The organism is Anaerosporobacter mobilis DSM 15930, assembly GCF_900142955.1.
Taxonomy (GTDB): Bacteria; Bacillota; Clostridia; order Lachnospirales; family Lachnospiraceae; genus Anaerosporobacter; species Anaerosporobacter mobilis.
Map to the genome: position 1 here is coordinate 1 of NZ_FRCP01000009.1, position 23,574 is coordinate 23,574.

Below are 23,574 nucleotides of genomic sequence, written 5' to 3' on the forward strand. Positions count from 1 at the left end.
ACCTCAAATGGTTCGGCAACAATTTCGCCATCTGAGCTAAGAATAGCAACCATACTTTTAGATTTAGAAACATCAACACCGACAGCAATCATGATAGTCCTCCTTTATGTATTATTATGATTGGTTCCAACATCTCATAATCAACTCATGTTCGTTAGTGACACGGGAGCAACGTCCCAACTTGCTGAAGCGAATGTAAGATAATGAGAGCTGGCTGACAAGTTTAGCTACGGGCGTGGTGTCCCAATTGATAGATTACGTCAGCCAATCAACCTCATCATAACAAAAAAATAAGAATAGAGACAATATTCTCTACTCTTATATAGTACGAATTGATATTTATAGGAGGTAATTTATGGATAGAGAGTTACTTATTGCAGATTTAGAGCAAATAAAAGAGTATCTGCATTGTAAAAGTAAGGATTATTGGGGAAATGTAGTAAATGAAGCCATTTTAGAATTAAAAAATCCGATTATTACTTGTGTAGATGATGATAGAATTCGAATTTTAAACGCAATCAATAAAACGGCTGTTTTGACGATTGGGAGAAATGGATTTAAAACAGAATTTGTAGATAAAGGAACTGTTATAAATATAGTTGAGAAGTTGCCATTCAACTAAAGTTGATATTTGGGAAAGGAATTGGTGAAAAATTGATAGACAAAACTAATCTAAAAGATAAAAATGATAAATTAAGTGTATATATTAAATCATCAAAACCAACAAAGAAAAAGTAGTCTATAGACTTTGACATTGCAATTTTTGGAGAGCTAGATAATTTATCAGTTAAAACAAGTCGTAGCAAGAGTGAATTAGTGAATATGTTACTTAAGTATGCACTTGAGAGAGTGGAAGTTAATGAATGCTAGAAATTTAGGATTTACTCATTAGAGTATAAAAGGAGACTTTATGATAAAAAACAAGAATGTAATCATTAAAGGAAAACCAGCTTCTGGAAAAACAACTTATGCGTTGGACTTTATAAATCAAAAACCAAGCGATGTACATATATTTGTGTATGATGTATTAGGGGTATATAATGACGCAGATGTAATAATGCAAAAAGAAAATGAGAATTTAATGCATTTTTTTAATCGTGTAATAAATATTGTAAATGAAACCGTACCTCGTAATCACACCAGTATTATAATCATTGACCATGCTGATGATGAATTAAATATTTCTAATTCTGAAAAATTAAGTCATTTACAAACAATTATGGCTAAAATGAATCAGAAAGATATATTTTTATATTTATTAACACAAGGTGTATTATTAGGGCATGATTTAAACAGTGAAAGTTTTAAATTAGGAATAACTATGTCAAATATATTTAATAACTTTGTTATTATTGAACCATTTAAAAGTAAAGCTTACTGTCCAAAGTGCGGTATTCATCTAATGTATAGAAAAGTTAATGGCAGAAAAGATGAATATGATGTTATATGCAAGAACTTCCTATGCACTGGCTTCGTTGTAAATGCTACTTTTAATAATCTATGGACAATAGATAGTGAGTTTTATAACTATCTTAGTATAAACAAATAGTTACTTGTAGTGATAATGATAGTTTAGGGAAGAGAGAGAGGATTAATTATGGCTATAACAATTAAAAAATTAATTGAGTATATCGAAGAAAATCTTGCAGATGGCACATTAAGAGAAAGTGATAAAGTATGCTTACATGATGGGTGTGATAGCGTAGAGGTTGGCGCACTGTTTAATGATGCACATGAGCTGACATTAGCCGAAAATGATGGATTTTTAGGAAGTTGCGAAGAAGTATAAATTGATATTTTGTGAAAAAAATGAAAGGAGTAAGAGGTTTGGTGGCCACCATTAAAGAGCTCTTTACTCCAATAGATATTATGATAAATGGTGAAATTATAGTGGATAACTTCGCAGGTGGGGGTGGTGCTTCAACAGGAATTGAATTAGCTACAGGTCGCAGTGTTGATATAGCAATTAATCATGATCCAGAAGCTATTAAGATGCATAAGGTAAATCACCCTAGTACAAAGCATTATTGTGAGGATGTGTGGCAAGTTGATCCTATAAAAGCATGTAATGGAAGACAAGTAGCACTAGCATGGTTTAGTCCGGATTGCAAGCATTTTTCCAAGGCAAAAGGAGGTAAGCCAAAGAATAAATTTATTAGAGGTCTTGCTTGGGTTGCTTGCAGATGGGCAGGTCTTGTTAGACCACGAGTAATCATGTTAGAGAACGTAGAAGAGTTTAAAACATGGGGACCATTAAACCGTAACAATAAGCCTATAAAATCAAAGCAAGGAGTTACATTCAAGAAGTTTGTTCAACAACTTACTGCTCTTGGGTATCAGGTAGAACACAAAGAGCTGATTGCTGCTGATTATGGAGCACCAACAATGCGTAAGAGATTCTTCTTGATTGCTCGATGTGATGGTAAACCGATTGTATGGCCAGATCATTCACATGCAAATGTAGATAGTGAAGAAGTAAAAGGTGGTTTATGCAAACCATATGTATCAGCAAGCGAATGTATAGATTTTTCATTGCCTTGTCCTAGTATTTTTGATACAAGCGAAGATATAATGAAAAAGTACGGACTTAGAGCCGTAAGACCTTTAGCAGAAAAGACAATGAATCGAATTGCTAGGGGAATACAGAAATTTGTAATTGATAATCCTGAACCATTCATATGTCAGATTGGACAGACAGGCTTTGCAAAAGATAGAAACCATTCAATATATGATCCGCTTACAACGATAGTAAGCAAGAATGAACATTGCTTGATAACTCCATGCTTGATGAAAGCATATGGAGGTAATTACACAGGATCTGGTAGTAAGATTGATGAACCAATTCATACAATAACAACCGTAGATCATAATTTTTTAGTAGCACCTGCATTGATACAGTATCATTCTGAAACTACAAAAGATGGAGTTAGAGGACAGCAGATCAACGAACCAATAATGACACTAGATAGTAGTAATAGGTATGGACTTGTAACTTCATTCCTTAGCAAATTCTACAAGACAGGTATTGGGCAAGACTTACGTGATCCGCTTCATACGGTTACAACGAGTGCAGGACACTTCGGAGAGGTTAGAGCATTTTTGATTAAGTACTATGGGCAAGGAACTGGACAAGATATAAAGTCTCCTCTTGATACAGTGACAAGTAATGATCGTTTTGGACTTGTTACAATACACGGAGTTGATTACCAGATCATTGATATTGGATTGAGAATGTTAGAACCAAGAGAATTGTATAATGCACAAGGGTTTCCAAGTGACTATATAATTGATCGTGATTACAACAATAAGAAATATAGCAGAACAGAGCAAGTAAAGAGACGTGGGAATGCGGTACCTCCTCCATTTGCAAATGCACTTGTGAGAGCTAACTTACCAGAGTTGTGTAAATACGAGCGTATGCTAAATATGAGGATAGATGATAGTAATCAGCAGCTTAGTTTTGCATAACAAAATTAGGATTAAGGAAAGGAAGGTATCATATTAAGTACTTGTAAAGGTAGAACGTTTATATAAAGAATTCATAATATAAATAAAAAGGAAAAAGGAAAAATATTATGAATTTAACTGAAAAATATGAAATTCTTATTGCTTTCATTGGGAGAGAAATACCAGAAAAGGAGTACATTGCAGATATCTGGAATCAAGCGATACTAGAAGAGTATCAAAAATCATCTATTTATATAAACGTTGCAATAGATGAACGTTTGCTTGCCTGTGTAGATTGTACTAAAGAAGAAAGAGGATTTGTAATAACTGCAATAAGGAATCCAATCCAGACGCAGGATTCAAAGTTATATTATAATGCACTGGGTAGTATTGTATTTAAAATAAGGGATATTCTGGGAAACCCTTATACATTAATTACAATTGAGCAGCTAGATTCTACATTTTTCCCATATGATTTACAGACACATTAATAAGACCTATGCAAGTGTAACTCCATATAGATATGGTAACGATTAATGTGTAGCATACCAATGTGGAGTTACAAGACGGTAGAATAGGCAAGGTCATTGGACAACTTGACAGCGGAGAATTTCGCTTGCAAGTGATAAAGGGGGACAGGTTTCCTACTTTAAACAGACTGTGATGTTTCAAATATAAGAATTGTGGCTAATTAGGATTTACTTAATTAAGAAAGGGGATAAAATATGTTAAAAGTAGGCAATGTAGTAATAGTGAGAAGTGACTTACAAGATGAAATAAAGTATGGATATATTATGTTCCATCATGGAATGAGAAAGTTTCTAGGTAAGAAGGTTACTATAGGAAATATTCCTTACAGTAACAGACCAGAAGTGATGTAGAGACTTATGAATTAAAAGAGTTTTGGGGAGCTGAGTGTTTTCAATAAGATAAGTATAGAAGAGAAGAGTTTAATGGAAATGTCCAATTTGAGTACAAGTTAAAAGAAATTATCCCCAAATTGAAAGATGAAAATTTAGTGGAATATACAAATGTAGGGGCATTTAAGTTAAAGATATATTATTTAAAAAGTGCTAAAAGTACAGTAGAAATAATAAGAGATTTTCAAGTACGTGTTCGGAAAAAGATGCTTAATGATTTCTCTGGCATTAAAATATATCGCGATGATTTTAAAGTACGCCCATACGGAGATGATGGAGCTTTTTATGACTGGATTGATTTAAGTAAGCGAGTTCAAAGTAGTCCGGCGGCAGCATCTCACGAAAAAGGGAATTGGCGTGTCTCTCCTAATCAGTTAATTGGAAGTGTTTCAATAAGCAGAATTACCAATCCCAAACTTGAAGATACAGCCAATCGAGAAGGGATGAGTATAAATTCAGAGTATAATGCTTTTGTTAAGTTGTTGGAAGGGATTATAGCAAAATTTGAATATGATAGACAATATCCATTAAGAGAATATGCAGCTTGGAAAAATGAGAAGGAAAAGGCTCATGAAGATCGAAGGCAAAAAATTTATGAGCAAGTAATGAAAGAGCAGGCAGATAAAGAAGAGAGGGAAAAGTTAAAAAAAAATGATGACTCTTCAGAAGCAGATACGAAAGACAAGCAGGAGAAAAAAGGAGAAGATTATACAAAAGATGATTTGAAAGATGTAATCTATTCAATTGGAAAAAAGAAAGATTATGAAATGACAGTTAATCAGCTTTTGATGGTACTTAGTTCGGCAGGGGTTATGGCGCAGACATTTGCTCATGAAATAAGTCGAATAGCAACTAATTTAGGAAGTAGAGGGCAACATTTAAAGGAATCTATTAATTTACTTTTGGATTATAAGCCGTATATAGGGGATGAAGATTTTAATCCTTATGATATGTTGGAGGAATTAAGTAGTACGGATATACTTTTATCCGAATGGGTAAATTTAATAATGGATTGTGTTAATAAAGAAAATTTTCATACGCAGGAAGTATTTATAAATGAATTTCTGGTACATATAGTAGAGAAGTGGAGTACCTTACTGGCGAGGAAGCATATTAGAATAGAAGATATAAATTGTTCAGAAGATATAAAATTGTCATTACCAATTGTTGACCTTCATTTGCTTTTGAATAATTTTTTGTTAAATTCGGCATACTTTTTAGAAGAGTGTGAAGGAGAAAGAATTATTAAGTTTAAAGTATATAAAGAGGGACAGAAGATATACTTAGATATGGAGAATAACGGCCCTGAATTGGCAAAAGAAAATCTTCAAAACCCAGATATAGTACTAGATGCAACGGTAAGTAGCAAATTTGGAGGAACAGGATTAGGTCTTTGGGTAGCGCGTGAGTCAGTGGAAAGAAATGATGGAAGGCTACAAGTAATTCCTATTAGTTCGGGCTTTATGCTTCGAGCGTATTGGAAGAGTTAGGAGGTGGAATCATGTATACTATAGGTTTGATAGATGACGAAGAAAGTCAGTTGAAGGCAATGCGACGCACAATAAAGATTAATGCACCACGCTCTGTGGAATATGATTTTAAATCATATTCGCTATCAAAAGAGAGCGGAAAATTGGTTGATGAAGTTTTCAGGGATGTTATGCATGATATAGTTAATGAAGAAATTGGCTGTTTAATAATTGACTACAAAATCATGGTTAGGACAACAAAGATACAAGGAACAGAAATTTTTAGAAAAATAAAAGAAGTTGTTCCTAAGTTTCCTATTATCATATTAACAGAAGTTGTTGAAGAAAGTATAGAACCGGATTTTATAGATGCTGATAAAGTATATAGAAAACGAGATTTTTTTAAATTAGAAGAAGAGTATTCCAAGGATAAGGTACACAATATTTTTGACAGTATGCGTAAATATGTTTCACAACGAGATTCTTTAAAATTAACATTATTTGATTTGAAGGAGAAATTAGCCAAAGGTAATGAAAGTGATATGATTAAAGAGGTGCTAAAAGTAGAAAGTGAAATTGCAGACTTTTTACCATCAGATCAATCACAAATTGATAGAGTTTTTGATGAAGGTAAGGTAAAAAAAATTGTAGAACTTATAGAAAAAGCAAATAATATGTTGGAGTAACTGATGAGTAGAAAGTTTAGAGATTATACAATAAAAAGAACTTGTACTAAGAAATATAAAAATTATCCAGATTACAAACCTTATTTAAAACAAGATTTTTCTCATAGATGTGCTTATTGTAATTTGATTGATTCGGGAATCACCACTCCTTTTGAAGTAGATCATTTTATTCCGAGAGATACCTTTAAAGATGAATGGCCCGAATGTGAAACTCTATATGAAAATTTAGTTTATTCATGTAAAAAGTGTAATTTAGCTAAGAGTAGTTATTATAAAGGCAATATATCTAAGCGAGTAATAGAGAATGAATACTTTTATAATCCTGTTGAAAGTGATTATGGAGAAATTTTTTATCGAAATGATGCTGGTGGGATTGCATCTGATGATATAAAAGGGAGAGATATGATTAATAAACTTAAGTTGTATCGTCCCATACATAATTTAGCTTGGATATGTGAAACTCTAAAAAGTACACGTGATAAACTAAATGTACAGATTGATAAAGTTGGTAAAGACACAAAGCAGGGACAGTTATTATTAGAGGCTAAAAATGAATTAAATGAATATTATATTACTTGTAATGAGATATTCCTAGAAAATTATAATAATGAAAGATTTACATTAGAACTGTATTCAAAAGAATAGTTATATACTGCTTTATACCGACGTATGTGAGTATAAAACTTTTAAAATCAACTCAAATAATGCCATAGAATGATGCAGGATATAGCACCATTCTATGGCGTTGTTGTGACAGAAATAAAGAAGGAATTATAATTCGTCCTACTTAAAATGTGTGTTTATTCCGTTGGTACTTTTTATAAAGGTAATTAATTTGTAAAGTAGGGTTTTAGGGAAGCCCCCTAACAAGTTTGCAATCTGTACGTACAGACTGCGTATCTTGCAAAAGAAAATGTATATAGTTGAATAGCAAAGTAATATCGTTTTATGATCATTTAAGATATATAATAAGATACTATTACAGATTACTATGTGATATGTGATGTGCTATCACTTTTATATTAATTGCACTATCGCATAGTGGCTTAATGTGTATTCTAGTGTAATAATTGGTTATAGTCACATACTAAATAGTGTTAGCAAGTTGTGGAAGATGGATTACTATCATTAGCCTCCATTTTTAACTGTTCTTGAAATGGTACATAATCCATCAATTGATTTTCACATCTTAAATTGTATCCTGGCGGAACAACTGGACGCAACTGTCAACATACCTTAAATATCCATCAGAGATTCGAAAAATTATCTACACTACTAATATATCGAAAATTTTAACCGACAGCTATGCAAGGTTACTAAAAGCAGAACAATATTCCCAACTGATGATTCTTTGTTTAAGCTGCTTTACCTAGCTATGATGGATATAACCCAAAAATGGACGGGAAAGAGCTGGGATTGGGGGAAAACCCTTGATCAAATATGTATATACTTTTCTGATCGTATATCTCCATCTGACATAGAATAGATGTTAAATTGTACATAAAAATAGTAGCCTGGCAATTTGAGATATTGACAGGCTACTTGGTTTGTGCCAAAATACAGGCAACTGATATTTTATTGTAACTTCTTAAACCACTTTGAGTATTTTACTTCAATTCAAGAGGTTTATACAAAATCAATTACACTCTCTATCGTCTCCCTCAGCATAGCTCTTTTTTGAGTATCACAATTGAAGTTGTTAGAAATTATCAGATTGACATCGTAATATTGTCAGTGACATCATCTACGGGTATAGAAAATGAGTCAATATTCTGTGTATGGAACAATATTAACACGCACTTCATCCTATTTGGGAACAACAGCAGGATTGAGTCTGTGAAAGTTTTTCTATATACCTCCTAATACCTCCTATGATTTTATATTTGTCATAGAAAGTCTCATTAGTTAATAAACTACTTCAACGTACTTTCTTGAAACATGTGTATTACACACCCTTAAACATGTAAAATATCAAAAGACTTATTTTGCATTCGAATTTATTTTTTAATAATGGTTATATTGTTAAATGAAATATATGGTATACTGCTTTCACCATCTTGCCAAACTTCTGACGAAATTTCATGTATATTATTTAGCATATCAAGTAAATTACATGATATCATCGTATCTGTTAAAGCATATGTTTTCTTTCCGTTTTCGATAGCGAACCCACTTTGTACTACACCATTTATTTCATAGCTTTCGTTTGGGTCATCACCAGAAAAACCATACAATAATATACCTTTGGGAATTTCAGTTATAATCTCATTTAGTTTTTTTGAGCCTGGCGTAATACTTATTCCTTTTCCTTCGTTATGTATTTGTGTTATGCCTGTTTTTCGGGAGCCATATAGGCTTACCATAAAATTTTTTAAAACACCTTTTTCAATGTATGTACAATCTCTATTAATAAATCCTGACCAAGAAACGTGAGCTCCCCCAAGGCAAAATTCTGGATTGGAATATATAGAAGATATTGTCAATTTTTCACTTGCTACCTTTTTTCCAAGGTTCTCTTTCCATCTACTTGTTTCCTGAATAAGGGGCTGATCACTTATTAACAAGCTACATATAAGTTGAAATATCTCATATACAACATCTGGAGTACATATAACTGTTCCAATAAACTTATCTGTTGCTGAATATGGTCGTATAGAATCTGTAGCGCTCTGTAGTAATTCTCGGGCATTAAAGCATTCTATTATTGGTTTATCTAGCTTTTTAAATCTATAAGTAAATCCAAAACTACTAGAAACATCATCTTCATCTTTAGCATTAAATCCACTCCATACGTTATAATAGCCGTACTTTTCTACTAGATTTGCGCCGTTGGTATTTCTGTATATGTGCTCTTTTTCCGAATATAATATAGATCCTTCTGACAATATAACTTTTGGATATTGTGTATGAACATCGTCAATAAAATTCTTAAGTCTATTATACATTAAAATTTCATCCTTTTCTGCAGGAATAATTAATAATATTGAAGAACACGTTTCAGAAATATCCTCCCCTGGTTCTACAATTGAATTCTCAACGGCCTGTATACACATCTTAATTGTTGTATTTATTTCTTCAATATCGTTTGAATAAACACGTACTATACTTGCTTTATTATTTTTTATAGCTTTCATTTCTATATAAGTTAAAATATTTGAACTTAACGTTTCAATCTGATTATCTGAGATACTTAGTTCATCCGTTTTTTCATGTTTTATATTACATTCAGCTTTTTCTGCTCCAGCTTTAACTAATTCTTTCAATATATATATTGCTAAATTTTGACAAGAGTTCATAATTTTCTCCTTTACGTTTATCGTAGCTATTTACCTCCAACTTGCATCATACATTTAATTGCAGGACCACCCATAGAAACAGGAATCCATTGGTTTTTACCACAGTAACCAGCACCGCTCCAACTAATTTTATTTCCTACCATTGTTACTGTACTTAATACATCAAATGCTTTACCGGATATCGTTGTATCTCTTATAGGGCGACTAAGCTTACCATTTTTTATTTCATACCCCATATTGACACCGAACATAAATTCACTATTTAAATCTGCTTGTCCATTGGTTGGCATCATAAAATAATATCCGTCGTCAACAGAAGCTATCATTTCTTCAATAGTATTTTCTCCTGGTAGAAGTAGAGTATTCCTCATTCTCACTAATGGTATATCGCTATATTCACTAGCTCTAGCATTTCCTTTTGGGGTTCCGTTATATTCAACTGCTAATTTTCTATTGTAGAGAAAATCTTTCATAACCCCGTTTGAAATAATGGTTACATCTTCAGCCTTAGTACCTTCATCGTCTACATAAATTGGTACTGGCAGTGTTTCTCCATTATAAGTATTAGCTAGATCAACTAATGTTATTAGTTCACTTGTACATAATTTATCCCGCATTGTGTATGCTATTGAATTTGCTTGAAAGCTATCTGATTCAACTGCATGTCCTATTGCTTCATGCATAAGAATGCCTGCAAGATCAGGAGATAATATAACTTGTTTAAATCCACCTTCAGCTAATCCACCCTCTTTTTTTTGCATGAGAGATTCATAAGTCTGATCTACAAGGCTATATAGTTTTTCTTTATCTTCGAATTGTTCATCAATCATTCCGAATTCACCAAGATGATTCTCATATGTAACTGGAAGTCCAGTTTTATCATTTGTTGTCATTGATAGATGAAATACAGCTCTTGGTCGAAATGTATGGCTTTTTACGTTAGCTGTTAATAACTTCTTTTCTGTAGATTCGTTTGTTATAATTATTGTACGGCTTTTTAAATTAGGATAATTGTTAATTATATAAGCATCTATTTCTTTAGCAATATCAATAATATATCTCTGGTCTATTCTTTTTATTTCATAATATAATGGAATATTCAAATTGACCTGTTTTGGTAAAGTTATACTACGTCCGATTTTTGAATCTAATAGCGCTGCATTTTCTTGTGCAGCTTTTACTACACGACATATAGTATTATGATCTGTATCAGATGAACTAGCAAATCCATGCACACCATTTCTAAATATTTTAACACTAATTCCTTGATTTTTTTCACTACTATTTTGTGTCATACCTCCATTCAAAATAGATACTGATTGATTACAATTACAATGCCATCTTATATCCATATTATCTTGAAGCATTGAACTATACTTTAAAATATCCAATATTTCATCTCCTTTTAATAATTTTTTGTAGGTTTTATATCTGTATAAAATTATTTATTGCCAAATTAATATATATTTCTTAATAGTTTTAGTTTATTAAATTATGTTTCCTATATTATGGACGATATTACATATTATACCACTTTCACAATAAAATTCACTATTTTTTATATTTTATTCTTAACTCTAAATATATATTAAAAAAATAATACTTTATTTGATAAAAATGACATATTATTAATAATAATGTAATAATTAGAAAAAAAGAAAAATTTTACTTGAAAAAAAAGGTTGATAGAGTTATAATATGTAAGAAATAACAAGAAAGGAGGTATTAATATGCAAATTATAGCTAAAACAAGCAAAAAGAAAACTGCAGTTAGAAGTAATTGTGGTGTACATGCTAATGGAAGTCATACTCCAAATTAATTGTGGTTAATTTATTAGATTAGCATATTGTTAAAAAATAAAAGACACCAAGTATTAATACTTGGTGTCTTTTGGAATGTATTAAGCTAATAAATAATTTTATTAAGTTTTAAATTTCTTTAAAGGTTCTTTGTTTAAATATTTACTACTGAAGTAATAGTGTAATGTAGATTACTATTATATTACAAGATGCATAATAAATAATAATTACAAGTGAATTCAAAATTAATAATTAACTAATTAATAATGAAGCAGAGTGAAATTTTGCTTGCTTAAAGAAAGGAATATATATTTATGATTTTTAATTTTACTTTAGATGATATAAATTATTTTTTTAATAGCGAAACTTTAAAGTTGTTTCAAGATTTTATACCAGGTGATGTAGAAAATAATGAGAAAACTCTATTTATAAATGAATTTAATAAATTACATAAGGTGACATTAATTATATCAAATACTTGTAATGGTAAATGTATTTATTGCTACGAAAAAGGTGGGAATTTTGGGCGAAAAAATACATTAATGAATAGAGATGATGCAGATAAAATTATAGATTATATACTAAGAAATTTTAAAAGTATAGGTAATGTGAATTTTTTTGGTGGAGAACCTACGTTAAATTTTGATTTAATTAAGTATATTGTAAACAGATTAGATGGTAATATAGACGTAGATGTATTTTCTATTGTTACTAATGGAACCCTTATTGATGATTATATGATTACTTTTTTTGATAAATATCACTTTAAGATAACAATTAGTCTAGATGGCCCAGATTATATCCATGATAAATTGAGATTAAACTGTTCTTATAATAATATAATGAAGATTATTAATAAAATACGTATTACTTCAATAGGTGATTTACTAGAACTTAATTGTACTTATACAAAATATCATCAAGAGCATATAACATATAATGAACTAAATAATTTCTTCCAAAATTTAGGGATAAAATATTATATATCAGATGTCGTAACAGAAATAGATTGGCTAAAATTGGATAGTGATAATAGTCTTGATTTAACTATTTCAGAAAAAAATATAGATTCTACATTTGAAAAAATATACAAAAATTCTATTAATAGGAATTTAAGTACATATGCATGTGCAGTAATTGATGTACTTATAGAACCAATTTATTTTGATAAATTTTGCTATGATATTGAAAAAGAATTTAATGCTTTTTTTGATTATAATGGAAATAAGGTGCCATGTTCAAGATTTATTGATAAAAATTTAGCGAATGATTATATTGATGTAATAAACTCAAAGAACAATGATACTTGCCTTAATTGTTGGGCAAGAGGGTTATGTAAAGATTGTACTGCCGATTATGTACTTAAAATGAAAAAAGAACCTTATCTAGATAAAAATTGTTTTAAAATGAAATTATATGAATATGCACTCATAAAGTTAGTATCTATTTATAAAGATACTCCAGAAAAGTTTCAGATAATTATAGATAATTATTTATCAAATTTTTAGCAAATAATAAAGAAAGGATTTACTAAAATGACCTTAAAAGATAAGCAATATGATATTAAAGATATTCTTAAAATTCCTTTCCAATATAGTCCGTTCTATTCTTTTTTAATAATAATTTTAAAAGTAATAGGTGGTATTGTACCAACTATAAGTATGCTAGCAACTGCAGGTTTTATTAATGCAACGATAAATAAATTACAAAAAAATAATGATACTTATATATCTATTGTAATTCCATTAGTATGTATAGTTATTTGCGCTATTTATTCATGGTGTTCAACACAGTTAATTGAGCTTGCAGAAGCAAAGCTTGAAAATAATTTGCGTAAAACCTTTAGGGTTTTTATAGTAGAAAGAATAGCTTCTCTTAAATATAACTATATTGAAAATGCTGAAAGTTGTAATTTAATATCAAGAGTAATTAAGGAGCCTGAGACCCAATGTCAAAAAGGTTTTAGTAAATTTTTTGACTTGGTTTATCTTATTTTGAAAATTCTAGGCATCTTAATCATTTTATTTACTCAAATATGGTGGGCTGCTATAATAATTTTTTTAATAGCTATTCCTGTATTTAAAATAGCAATTAAAGGTGGAGAAGTTAATTATGCTGCTTATCGGGAAGCACAGAAATATAATCGAAAAGCTAACTATTATTCAGAAGTATTAACGGGTAGAGATGCAGTTAGTGAACGTGCGCTCTTTAATTATAGTGATAAGGTTAATGAATATTGGTATAGTCAATTCGATCAATCTAGAAAACTAATGCGTAAAGCAAATATTAATTGGGCAAGACAGGCAGGATTGGGTGGTTTTGCCACTTCATTACTTACAGCAAGTATTGTAATATTACTTATTTTCCCTGTTAAAAGTGGTGTTTTAACAATTGGGTTATTTATATCTATTATTAATAATGTAGTATCATTAATACCTGATTTATCATGGGAATTACCAGAGTGTGCTGAAGTACTTGCGCAGAATTTGGAATATATGAAAGACTTAAGTGCATTTATAAATTTAGATAATAATAGTGAATATCTTGATTTACCGGATAAAAATCCTATTTGTATTGAAACTGTTGAATTTAAGAAAGTTTCTTTCCGGTATCCTGATTCAAAACAATTTATTTTAAATAATTTATGTATAAAGATAGAAAAAGGAAAACATTATGCATTCGTAGGAATTAATGGAGCTGGTAAATCTACAATTATAAAGTTATTATTGGGTCTATATGAAGATTTTGATGGCGAGATTTTAATTAATGGGATATCGATTAAAAATTATACTCAAAGTCAACTTAAGTCTATGTTTTCTGTTGTATTTCAGGATTATGCTAAATATGCTGTTACTTTAAAAGATAATATTTTATTAGGAAATATACAAGAAAATTCAATCTCTGAAATATTAAATATAATGAATATAATTGATTTAAATAATGTTGTTAATAATCTTCCAAATGGAATTGATAGTTATCTTGGAAAAATACATCATAATTCCGTTGATATATCAGGTGGTCAATGGCAGCGAGTTGCTATGGCTAGAGCAATGATGAGTTGTGCTACTATAAGAATTTTGGATGAACCAACAGCATCTCTTGATCCAATTAGCGAAAGCAAACTTTATGAAAAATTTGAGGAAATTAGTAAAGGACAAACTACCATTTTTATTAGTCATCGTCTTGGGTCTACTAAATTAGCAGATATCATTTATGTGATAGAAAATGGTTCTGTGATAGAAAAAGGAAACTACTATGATTTAATGAAGAATAATGGAACTTATTCACGGATGTTTGAAAGTCAAAGGAGTTGGTACGAAAATGAAAAGTAAAAATCCTAAGTCTTTATTTAAAATGTTAATTAGTTTAATAATTAATACCTTCAAGGCATGCCCTATATATTTTACTTTCAAAAGTTTCATTGAACTTATGCTTGGTACGTTTTTAGCGCTAAATATTATAGCACTTCAATCACTATTTGATGAAGTCTCAATTTCACTTACTGATGATAGGATGTATGGTAAACTTATTATAGATCTCATTTTTTTATTCATTTGTATTGAAGCCAATCCGTTTTTGAATTGCATAAACACCATTATATATGGTGATTTTGAAAAGAAGGTAACATTAAAATTTGAATATTTATTTAACCAAAAATGTTCAAAAATTAATCCTATAGATTTTGAAAATACAAGTATACTTGATGAAATAGATAAAGCTAAAAAAGGTATAATTAATAGTGTTCGTTTGGTTACAAGTGTAATGGATGCTGTATTTATTTATTTACCATATTTTGTGATAGTTGGCATCTATTTATATAATATCAAACCTAGTTTGATTATTATAATTTTGGTAATATTTTTGCCTTCATTAATAGCTCAAATAGTTAAGGGAAAACTTTTCTATAATCTTGAGGATACAATTGCTCCTATTAGAAGAGAGTATAATTACTATGAACAATGTATAACAAGTCGCGAATATTTCAAAGAAACTAGAATACTTGGAGCATATCAATATTTTAACAAATTATACTCCAAGACACTAGTAATACTAAATCAAAAAAACTTTAAAGTAAAGAAAAAATCTACATTTATGGAATTAAAACTTAAAGTTATTACTATAAGTGGTTATTTAATTACTCTTATATTACTTACTAATAATGTTCTTAATGGATCAATCACTATAGGTACATTTGGTGCAGTATTAGCTTCATATCAACTTCTTACAAATATGATGAATGAATTTATAAGCATAACAATTGGAAAAGTAATGAAGGAAAGTGGTAGTGTGAGAAACTTTGTAATTTTTCTTGAACAGCCAGAAAAATCAGGAGATAAAATAACAATTGATTCAGCACCTGAAATTATAGTAGACCATGCTTCTTTCAATTATCCAAATAGAAATGAAGAGGCAATTTCTGATGTTTCCTTAGTGGTGCATTCAGGTGAAACCGTTGCTATTGTAGGTGAAAACGGTGCTGGAAAAAGTACATTTGTTAAATTAATTTCGGGGCTTTATTTGCCTAGCAAAGGGAAGGTATCTATTGGGGGATATGATACTAGCGAAATTGATACTTCACATTTATTTATGAATATTTCTAGTGTATTTCAAAACTATCAAAAATATAAAATATCCTTGGAAGATAATGTTGCTATTAGTGATACAGAAACAGTAATTGATGAAAATAGAGTAGAGTGTGCATTAAATATGGCAGATTTGAATATAACAAATGAAGTATTTTCTGATGGATATAAGACAATACTTTCAAAAGAATTTGATGGTACTGATTTATCAGGTGGTCAATGGCAACGTATAGCAATTGCTAGAGGTTTGTATAAGAATCATAATATGATTTTATTAGATGAGCCAACAGCGGCCATTGATCCTAATGAGGAAACAATAATCTACCAGAAATTTAAAGAAATCTCAAAAGGTAAAACTTCTTTTATTGTTACTCACAGATTAGGAGCTGCTAAAATAGCTGATAGAATTCTCGTATTTTCAGACGGCCAAATTTTACAAGATGGTACCCATAATGCTCTGATTAATACAGAGGGAAAATATAGGGATATGTTTTATGCTCAAAGTAAATGGTATAATTAAATGAAGAACAATGTTATAGAAGCATATGTTAAAAGTGATATAATCAAAGATTTCAAAACTTATAATAATGGCAGATTTCTAAAGAGTTAGCAAAATGGAAATTTATTCATATTTCGTATGAAAATATACTAGTAGGTGCTCAGTCACATATTTAACTATCTTTATGTACACTCTTAACCTTGAAGTATATAAAGATTTCTTTGTCATATGCGCTAGTTGTATAACAAGAAAGTTACCTTAAAAATGATGGTTATCAAGGAAATAAAATACTAGTCTACAGACAATTCAATAAAATCTCCATCTCTCCTATAATAACCTTGAAACTACTATATTAAATATTCAAGGAAGGAGAGAAGTCTATGGAGCAAATCATTTCTGATGCACAATCCCTGCTTCAGTTTGTCGAACAAACTGACTTGCTGATGCAGATGGATTCAGTGCAAGCAAATCTATTATTATCAGAATTACAATCCAGTAAAAAACAATTAAGTGAAGAAGACAGTAAGCTCTATGTCAAGGAATCAAGTGATAGTGTAAGAACATGTATTACGATTGATGAACTGATTGATATTGCTTGTGAATCAAATTACGAGAAATTAGTCGGCACTAGACAAAAGAATAAACGTTCATTTGGACTAGATCAGTATCTGTCTACGTCAAGAGATTTATTGCAGTTGCAGCAACAAGAAGTAATCCTACATTCACTGTTTAAACAGACGATTTATGGTAAGAACATGATGCAGGTTGTTAATCAGTATCTAACACGAATGCAACAGAATATGAGTAAGCGTCAGGCTAGGTGATTTGCATGGCGGCTAAGAAGTATCGAAAAGAGATTCGTTTATCGGAACGAGACAAGAATCTTTTGTTAGATGGAGCAACTGTCTATGCCAATGGTAGATCGATAGATGAAAGTGAATATCTCCGTTATCTTATTGGTAATGGGCATTTGCTCTTGGATCAAAAGAAACCATTTATGGTTCAGAATTTAGATATGCGCCAGTTAATCAATGAAGTTAATAAGATTGGTGTTTCGATTAATCAAATTTCGAAGAATAACAATAGTGGTAATTACCAGGAGATGGATAAAGAGAAGTTGGATTATTACATGAAGAAAATCATGGAGTTACTTACTACAATAAATCGATGTAGATAGGGAAGTGGTAACAGAAAGATGGCAGTAAGTAAGATCTTTTATTTAAGTGAGAATAGAGGAAAAGGAAATGGACACCAGTATCTGTATAGCTCTATTAAGTACATACTTAACGCAATTAAAACAGAGGGGAAATACGTTTCTGCTATAAATTGCTTACCAAATCTAGAGATGTCTTATCAACAGATGATAGACACTAAGAAAGCGTATGAAAAACTAGATGGCAGACAAGGGTATCACCTGATCATATCATTCCCAAAAGATTTTGAGGACAAAGAACTAGGATTTGAAATCATTAGGGAATTTGTTGGGGAGTATTTGTGTGCCGAATATAACAGAAAATGGAGCAGGCATTGATATGGTTTTTTAGTATGTGGTGGTATTGGTTACCGGCAGGTCTTGGTTTTGCTTTTCGGTTTGGACTTCTTAAATATAAGATTTTAGATTCAGAACTGAGAGTAAAAGCAATTCTTAGAGACATAGGTATTATTGCATTGCTATCTCTGGCATGGAATTTAATGAATGAGAATAAGTTAGAGGATAATGCAGGAGTGATGGTATTTGCATTGACAATGGTATATATTTTTTACGGGATAGCAAAGGATTGTGAGGATATAGGAGGAACAACAGAAAGTCTTTTGTTAATTGTAAAAGGTGTATTTGTTACAGCATTATCTTTTCAAACCTTAATAGGAACAGCTACAGGAGCTGCTTTTACTTGTATACTTGCAGGATTGGCTTATAAACTTTGGTTTGGAGTCGAAAAGAAAACAGATTTGTTTGAAATCGTTTTTTTGTGTATGGAAGCTATTCTATTGTCTTTGTATACAGAGATAAATAATGTAGAAGGACTTTTATTCGTATTTCTTTTTGTCTTTTTTGAAGAGACGGCTATATTTCTTTTAAATTATCTCTTAAAATACATTACAGCACATATTTTAGGTGAAGCCGATGATTATGATTTTGATGTTTGAGAAAATAATCGGAGAGGAAAAGGTTAGTGGAATGAAGAATTTTATATCTTTTATTAAAGAGTATGCTACAAGAGATTTTATATATTTCTTTGCGGAATTATCGATAGAAATGTTTAAGAAGCAAATGAAATTACCAATAGAAAGTTTAAACTGTTGTTTGAGCTTTCCCCTAGATATAATCCAACATGGATTTTTACACAGACAAGTATCGGTAATGCTGTCAGCATGGGATATACATGCCATGGCCTATCTTTCTATCAAGGAATCAACTGATTATCGGAAAAAAATGATACAGGCGGATGAAGTAAGTAAAGTGGTTAATCTTTACCGGGGTTATGAAAATGAACATTCCGGAAGTGAATTTTTAAGAGATGCAGAACTGCAAGATGTATATAAATATCTGGCGGGTATTACCTATGAACAATTTAAATTTCAAAACATTTCATGGATAATGCAAAACTTTAACAGGAATTATCATATGTTGATTGGCTCTGATAAAATCTACAGAGAAAAAATAGTCAGCGTAGATGAGATCACGCAAAAAACATTTGGTCTCAATGCAGATGAATTGCTAGCTGTTGAGTTGATTATCTTATGGCTGTGCAGCCAGCATGCCGATATATTAAGTGCGCCGGAAGAATTATATAGAAAAAAGGATGAAACCATTCTGACGAAAGAAAACATACAGAAAATATTGGAATATTATACTGTTACTTACGATGAAGTAAGAGAATCAATCATAGGTAAACAGATTTTTTATAGCAAGCCGTTTGTACTTACAGATAGGAAAAACGAATATATTGCAATCAGTCATTATTTGGTATGGATGCTTATCGGGGATGGATTATACTGGCTTGTCAGGGATTATTATTTGAAAAATGATGGAGGGCAAAGATTTGTAAACACTTTTGGAGAAATGTTTGAACAGTATTTTGAGGAAATAGCAGATATTTACTTGCGAAAAAATGCGTGGAATAAGATACCGGAACAAAAGAAAAAGAGTGCCGATTATTTTATGGAGTTTGAGGATGCAGTATTTTTATTTGAGTTAAAGTCAGGTCTATTAGGAATAGGAGCAAAGCAACAGAATCCGAGTATCCAGCAGATTGATAGATTTTCTGATAGAAATATAAGGGAAGCTTATCAGCAGTTAAAAAACTCCGAGGAAGAATATCAGGGAGAAAAGCCGGTAATAAAAATATTTCTTTTGTATGAATGTATGACAAATACACAACTTATCATGTCTTCAATACCAGAGATTTTTGAGATAGATAGTAGATGCTACATTATGACAATAGAAGATTTAGAAATGATGCTGGCTACATACAAAAATGATTATGAAAAGTTCCGGAAAGTGGTAAATGATATGATAGACAATCAGAATAACAGTGCACATTTTGAAAGTGTTTTAAAAGTTCTTAATACTCATGGAGCCATTGGTAATATGCATTTTATTGGAGAGCGTGATTACTTTTCGAAAATAATGAAGAAATTAGAGATACAATTGAAATGATAGGGGGATCATGGCGAAACTAATCTTACGGTGCAACTACTTAAAAAACGCCCCGCCGGAATATCTGCACAATTTGATACAATATATTGGAACCAGGGAGGGGGTGGAAAAAGTTGCAGAAACAAACGCCTTGCTGCCACAGTAAGACAAAAAGAACTGATTCAGGATATCCTTTTAAAAATCGAAGAGGCTGACAGGATGCATGAATATTTTGATTACATTCAGAATCCTACCCGTAAGAATGCTTCGGAATTTATCACACAGGCATTGGAATACAATCTGGTTATCATTGCAAAGAAGACGACGAAGTACGTTTAATGTAAATAGAAGTCTTATGAATGTAGCTTTTCTAGAGCAAAAGATGCATTTTGGGTATTTGGATCATATGAATGTCTCGATAAATCAAAAGATAGTGTGAGTGGATTATTAAGACATTATGTGCAACAAGAAATAAAATAGGAATAAAAACGCAATAAGTTTCTAATAATAAATTACAAAGGATAGTTTGCGTATTACCTTCCGTAAGAATTAACCAACTATGTCTCTAAACATACCAACCATGCTTGTGTACTTGTTTTCCCTCCCACACTTCTATAATAGTATTTGAGATTCTACTATAAAGGAGGAACGTAAGGATGAGAAAGAAAAATTCAAGCGTTGATGTTCCTCTTGAGATAAAAAAAGATAAATCTGAAGCTATAAACAAAGTAGTAATGCAATACACAGAGGAAAATAATTGCTCAGTAGAATTCTATGGCGGTTTTAACGTATTACTATATAATTTAAACAAGTAGATAATTAATAGTACTCTCATTTAATAAATTGAGTTGATGTAAAGTTTAAAACTGAACACGGCTCTTTTTTGTTCTCTATACGTGTATCTTTAGGTTAATAAATAAGAGTTATATCAACCTCGCTTAATGTCGTTAATTAACACTGTATGCAGTGAAGAAAGAAGTTTTAAAATCATGAAAGGGTACTAAGGTTTTGGCTGAAGAAGAAACGAGTAGTGGTTGTTTCATGTGGCAGTACCGACAAGCTTTAGTAAAAGCAAGTCATTAAAGAACTGTTAGGGCGCTTTAAGGTAGAGTATGAACAATTCGATATGGAATAGTTTTTTTTTCTGAAATCCGAGCGTTTTAGATAAAAATTACTATTATATTAAATCTATTGTTAAAAAAATAGATTTGTGGAGTATTTTCCAGCAGTTGAATTGTTACCTTTTATGATATACAATTTTATTACCATGTATAGTGTAAAAAGCTTAATTAGGCCGAATTGTAATGGGGATCTTACTGCTTACTGCATGCACAAGTTCTCTCATTACTTCTTTCATATTTGATATTACTCATAGGATTATTGGTCGAAAGAAATAAAATAATATAATTCTTACGTTTAAAATATGAGGGATTTTGCTTATCTATAATAAGGAGAGAATAGAAAATAAATATTATTAAATATAATGGAAGTGAAATATGATATTATTCGAAAAAATCAAACAAGAAATTATGGCTGACCCAATGAATGAATCCTATACAAAAATGGGAATCCCACCATTATTTAAAGCTTCTGTAGATGCCCGCATTGCCATAATTGGTCAAGCACCTGGACGTAAAGCAGAAGCAACTCAATTGTTTTGGAATGATTTAAGTGGTGATCGATTAAGAGAGTGGATGGGAGTTTCTCGCGAGATATTTTATAATACGAATCGCATCGCTCATTTGCCTATGGATTTCTACTATCCAGGAAAAGCGCAAACCGGTGATGTTCCACCTAGAAAAGGCTTTGCAGAAAAATGGCATCCACGTATAATGGATGACATGCCAAATATTGAAATCATAATTCTAGTAGGTAGCTATGCACAGAAATATTATTTAAATAAAAGACGTGAGAAAAGTTTAACTGAAACAGTGAGGAATTTTCAAAAATATTTACCGGAATATTTTCCATTGGTTCATCCTTCTCCTTTAAATCTTGGCTGGTTGAAACAAAATCCATGGTTTGAAAATGATGTTTTACCTGTTTTAAAAGAAATTGTGGATAGGAACTTATAAGGAATCATTAACTAATTTAATGACAATTGGTTCAGAATCCTTTGCAGCAATGAGCTACTCGATATTTTACCACAGATAGTAGAACGTAGGATTTATACAATACTTCTAGAAATACCAATGAGATAAAAAAAAACATAGATGTCACGAGATTAGGCAAGCCGCAGCAGATTCTTTTTGAGCAGCGTTGCATCGTCGCCTTAAGGATTGCTCTAACACTGATTAAGAAGGAATAAGACTAAAAAGGATTGTAGGAGGTACCAATATGGACAACAAAAAAAGGGAGTTATCAATAGAACAACGAGATAAACTATTTAATGTGTTAAAGGCACGCTTTTTGAAAAATATGGAGCGGCATAAGGGACTTGAATGGGACGGGATAAAATTAAAGCTGGAAGCAAACCCCGGAAAGATATGGTCACTAAATGAGATGGAAAGAACAGGCGGAGAACCAGATGTTATTGAGTTTGATTATAATAAAAATGAATATGTTTTTGTCGATTGCTCAGATGAAACACCAAAAGGGCGTAGAAGTATTTGTTATGACCGTGAGGCCCTAGATTCAAGAAAAGAGCATAAGCCGAAAAATAACGCAATCGATATGGCAAGTGAAATGGGTATTGAAATTTTAACAGAAGAACAGTATAGGAAGCTACAGGAATTTGGGAAGTATGATGTAAAAACATCAAGCTGGGTAAAAACACCTGATAATATAAGAAAGCTCGGAGGGGCTATTTTTTGTGATTATCGTTATGATACGGTCTTTGTATACCATAATGGGGCGGAATCTTATTATGCTTCAAGAGGATTCAGGGGATTGCTAAAAATTTAAATTTGCGTTTATTGGAGACTTTTCGGGTTATATAAGCGATTCACATATATATTTTATATGAAAGCAAAACAGGAAGGATATCTTCTTTGATTCTTCCAAGAAAGCGTTATAGAGAAATTGAGCAGAGCTTATAGCAATGTCTGAAAATTATGCAAGGCACCATACATTTCGAAAAGTTTGGCGAAGCTATGCAAGATCTGCTGGAAAGGTATATCGTTTGCGAGAGGCAATATTATTGTCGAAACGATTAGGCATCCCTTTGTCGCAAGAAGAGATGAATCAGTTTGAAATGTTCGATAATAAATGGATGGAACAACGCCCTTAGATCAA

General features: G+C 31.1%; 23 protein-coding genes and 1 pseudogene. 22 read left to right on the top strand and 2 right to left on the bottom strand.

Going from position 1 to position 23,574, the window contains the following annotated elements; translation table 11 throughout:
* The first annotated feature begins 355 nt into the window (after positions 1–355).
* The 10 genes and pseudogenes from BUB90_RS08265 to BUB90_RS24535 form a co-directional block, all read left to right on the top strand.
* Positions 356–622 carry a hypothetical protein gene (locus BUB90_RS08265; RefSeq protein WP_073285900.1) on the top strand — a complete coding sequence of 89 codons (267 nt, stop codon included), beginning with the start codon at positions 356–358 and terminating at the stop codon, positions 620–622.
* Positions 623–910: 288 nt separating this feature from the next.
* Positions 911–1,549, top strand: coding sequence for a hypothetical protein (locus BUB90_RS08270; protein ID WP_073285903.1), 639 nt, complete (start codon positions 911–913; stop codon positions 1,547–1,549).
* Positions 1,550–1,597: 48 nt separating this feature from the next.
* Positions 1,598–1,789 carry a hypothetical protein gene (locus tag BUB90_RS08275; protein ID WP_073285906.1) on the top strand — a complete coding sequence of 64 codons (192 nt, stop codon included), beginning with the start codon at positions 1,598–1,600 and terminating at the stop codon, positions 1,787–1,789.
* A 41-nt stretch (positions 1,790–1,830) separates the two neighbouring features.
* The gene (locus BUB90_RS08280; RefSeq protein ID WP_330393767.1) at positions 1,831–3,468 is read left to right on the top strand and encodes a DNA cytosine methyltransferase; all 1,638 of its coding nucleotides are present in this window, start codon (positions 1,831–1,833) and stop codon (positions 3,466–3,468) included.
* A gap of 107 nt (positions 3,469–3,575) precedes the next feature.
* Positions 3,576–3,938, top strand: coding sequence for a hypothetical protein (locus tag BUB90_RS08285; RefSeq protein ID WP_073285908.1), 363 nt, complete (start codon positions 3,576–3,578; stop codon positions 3,936–3,938).
* A gap of 234 nt (positions 3,939–4,172) precedes the next feature.
* Positions 4,173–4,328: a hypothetical protein gene (locus BUB90_RS23470; protein ID WP_170865464.1), complete on the top strand. Its 156-nt coding sequence runs from the start codon at positions 4,173–4,175 to the stop codon at positions 4,326–4,328.
* 137 nt (positions 4,329–4,465) lie between these two features.
* Positions 4,466–5,857, top strand: a complete 1,392-nt coding sequence (locus tag BUB90_RS08290; protein WP_139241727.1) for an ATP-binding protein — start codon at positions 4,466–4,468, stop codon at positions 5,855–5,857.
* Positions 5,858–5,868: 11 nt separating this feature from the next.
* Positions 5,869–6,522, top strand: a complete 654-nt coding sequence (locus BUB90_RS08295; RefSeq protein WP_073285916.1) for a hypothetical protein — start codon at positions 5,869–5,871, stop codon at positions 6,520–6,522.
* Positions 6,523–6,525: 3 nt separating this feature from the next.
* The gene (locus BUB90_RS08300) at positions 6,526–7,167 is read left to right on the top strand and encodes an HNH endonuclease (RefSeq protein ID WP_073285919.1); all 642 of its coding nucleotides are present in this window, start codon (positions 6,526–6,528) and stop codon (positions 7,165–7,167) included.
* 548 nt (positions 7,168–7,715) lie between these two features.
* A pseudogene (locus BUB90_RS24535) lies at positions 7,716–8,008 on the top strand (transposase); the annotation flags it as partial.
* Positions 8,009–8,519: 511 nt separating this feature from the next.
* On the opposite strand, the gene BUB90_RS08305 reads toward BUB90_RS24535, so the two are convergent.
* Together BUB90_RS08305 and BUB90_RS08310 are read right to left on the bottom strand one after the other, a co-directional pair.
* Positions 8,520–9,818, bottom strand: a complete 1,299-nt coding sequence (locus BUB90_RS08305) for a metallopeptidase TldD-related protein (protein ID WP_073285922.1) — start codon at positions 9,816–9,818, stop codon at positions 8,520–8,522.
* A gap of 26 nt (positions 9,819–9,844) precedes the next feature.
* Positions 9,845–11,209 (bottom strand): TldD/PmbA family protein, encoded by a 1,365-nt coding sequence (locus tag BUB90_RS08310; RefSeq protein WP_084139158.1) that lies wholly within the window; start codon positions 11,207–11,209, stop codon positions 9,845–9,847.
* Positions 11,210–11,932: 723 nt separating this feature from the next.
* Between BUB90_RS08310 and BUB90_RS08315 the strand changes: the two genes are divergently transcribed.
* The 12 genes from BUB90_RS08315 (at position 11,933) to BUB90_RS08365 (ending at position 23,244) form a co-directional block, all read left to right on the top strand.
* Positions 11,933–13,126: a radical SAM protein gene (locus BUB90_RS08315; RefSeq protein WP_073285925.1), complete on the top strand. Its 1,194-nt coding sequence runs from the start codon at positions 11,933–11,935 to the stop codon at positions 13,124–13,126.
* A 27-nt stretch (positions 13,127–13,153) separates the two neighbouring features.
* Positions 13,154–14,950 (top strand): ATP-binding cassette domain-containing protein, encoded by a 1,797-nt coding sequence (locus BUB90_RS08320; protein WP_073285929.1) that lies wholly within the window; start codon positions 13,154–13,156, stop codon positions 14,948–14,950.
* Positions 14,940–16,721 (top strand): ABC transporter ATP-binding protein, encoded by a 1,782-nt coding sequence (locus BUB90_RS08325; RefSeq protein WP_073285933.1) that lies wholly within the window; start codon positions 14,940–14,942, stop codon positions 16,719–16,721. The genes BUB90_RS08320 and BUB90_RS08325 overlap by 11 nt, the downstream gene beginning before the upstream one ends.
* Positions 16,722–17,080: 359 nt before the next feature.
* Positions 17,081–17,524, top strand: a complete 444-nt coding sequence (locus BUB90_RS08330; protein WP_073285936.1) for a hypothetical protein — start codon at positions 17,081–17,083, stop codon at positions 17,522–17,524.
* Positions 17,525–17,529: 5 nt separating this feature from the next.
* Positions 17,530–17,877 (top strand): plasmid mobilization relaxosome protein MobC, encoded by a 348-nt coding sequence (gene mobC, locus BUB90_RS08335; protein WP_084139160.1) that lies wholly within the window; start codon positions 17,530–17,532, stop codon positions 17,875–17,877.
* Between the two features lie 18 nt (positions 17,878–17,895).
* On the top strand, positions 17,896–18,231 hold the full coding sequence (locus BUB90_RS08340) for a relaxase/mobilization nuclease domain-containing protein (RefSeq protein ID WP_073285939.1): 336 nt from the start codon (positions 17,896–17,898) through the stop codon (positions 18,229–18,231).
* Positions 18,228–18,848 (top strand): hypothetical protein, encoded by a 621-nt coding sequence (locus BUB90_RS08345; protein WP_073285942.1) that lies wholly within the window; start codon positions 18,228–18,230, stop codon positions 18,846–18,848. The genes BUB90_RS08340 and BUB90_RS08345 overlap by 4 nt, the downstream gene beginning before the upstream one ends.
* The gene (locus BUB90_RS08350; RefSeq protein WP_242952507.1) at positions 18,826–20,361 is read left to right on the top strand and encodes a hypothetical protein; all 1,536 of its coding nucleotides are present in this window, start codon (positions 18,826–18,828) and stop codon (positions 20,359–20,361) included. The genes BUB90_RS08345 and BUB90_RS08350 overlap by 23 nt, the downstream gene beginning before the upstream one ends.
* Positions 20,362–20,391: 30 nt before the next feature.
* Entirely contained in the window at positions 20,392–20,679 is a 288-nt protein-coding gene (locus tag BUB90_RS08355; RefSeq protein WP_242952508.1) for a hypothetical protein, read from the top strand.
* A 317-nt stretch (positions 20,680–20,996) separates the two neighbouring features.
* Positions 20,997–21,155: a hypothetical protein gene (locus tag BUB90_RS23475; RefSeq protein WP_170865465.1), complete on the top strand. Its 159-nt coding sequence runs from the start codon at positions 20,997–20,999 to the stop codon at positions 21,153–21,155.
* Between the two features lie 681 nt (positions 21,156–21,836).
* Positions 21,837–22,415 carry a uracil-DNA glycosylase family protein gene (locus BUB90_RS08360; RefSeq protein ID WP_073285945.1) on the top strand — a complete coding sequence of 193 codons (579 nt, stop codon included), beginning with the start codon at positions 21,837–21,839 and terminating at the stop codon, positions 22,413–22,415.
* 262 nt (positions 22,416–22,677) lie between these two features.
* The gene (locus tag BUB90_RS08365) at positions 22,678–23,244 is read left to right on the top strand and encodes a DUF4256 domain-containing protein (protein ID WP_073285948.1); all 567 of its coding nucleotides are present in this window, start codon (positions 22,678–22,680) and stop codon (positions 23,242–23,244) included.
* Positions 23,245–23,574 lie beyond the last annotated feature (330 nt).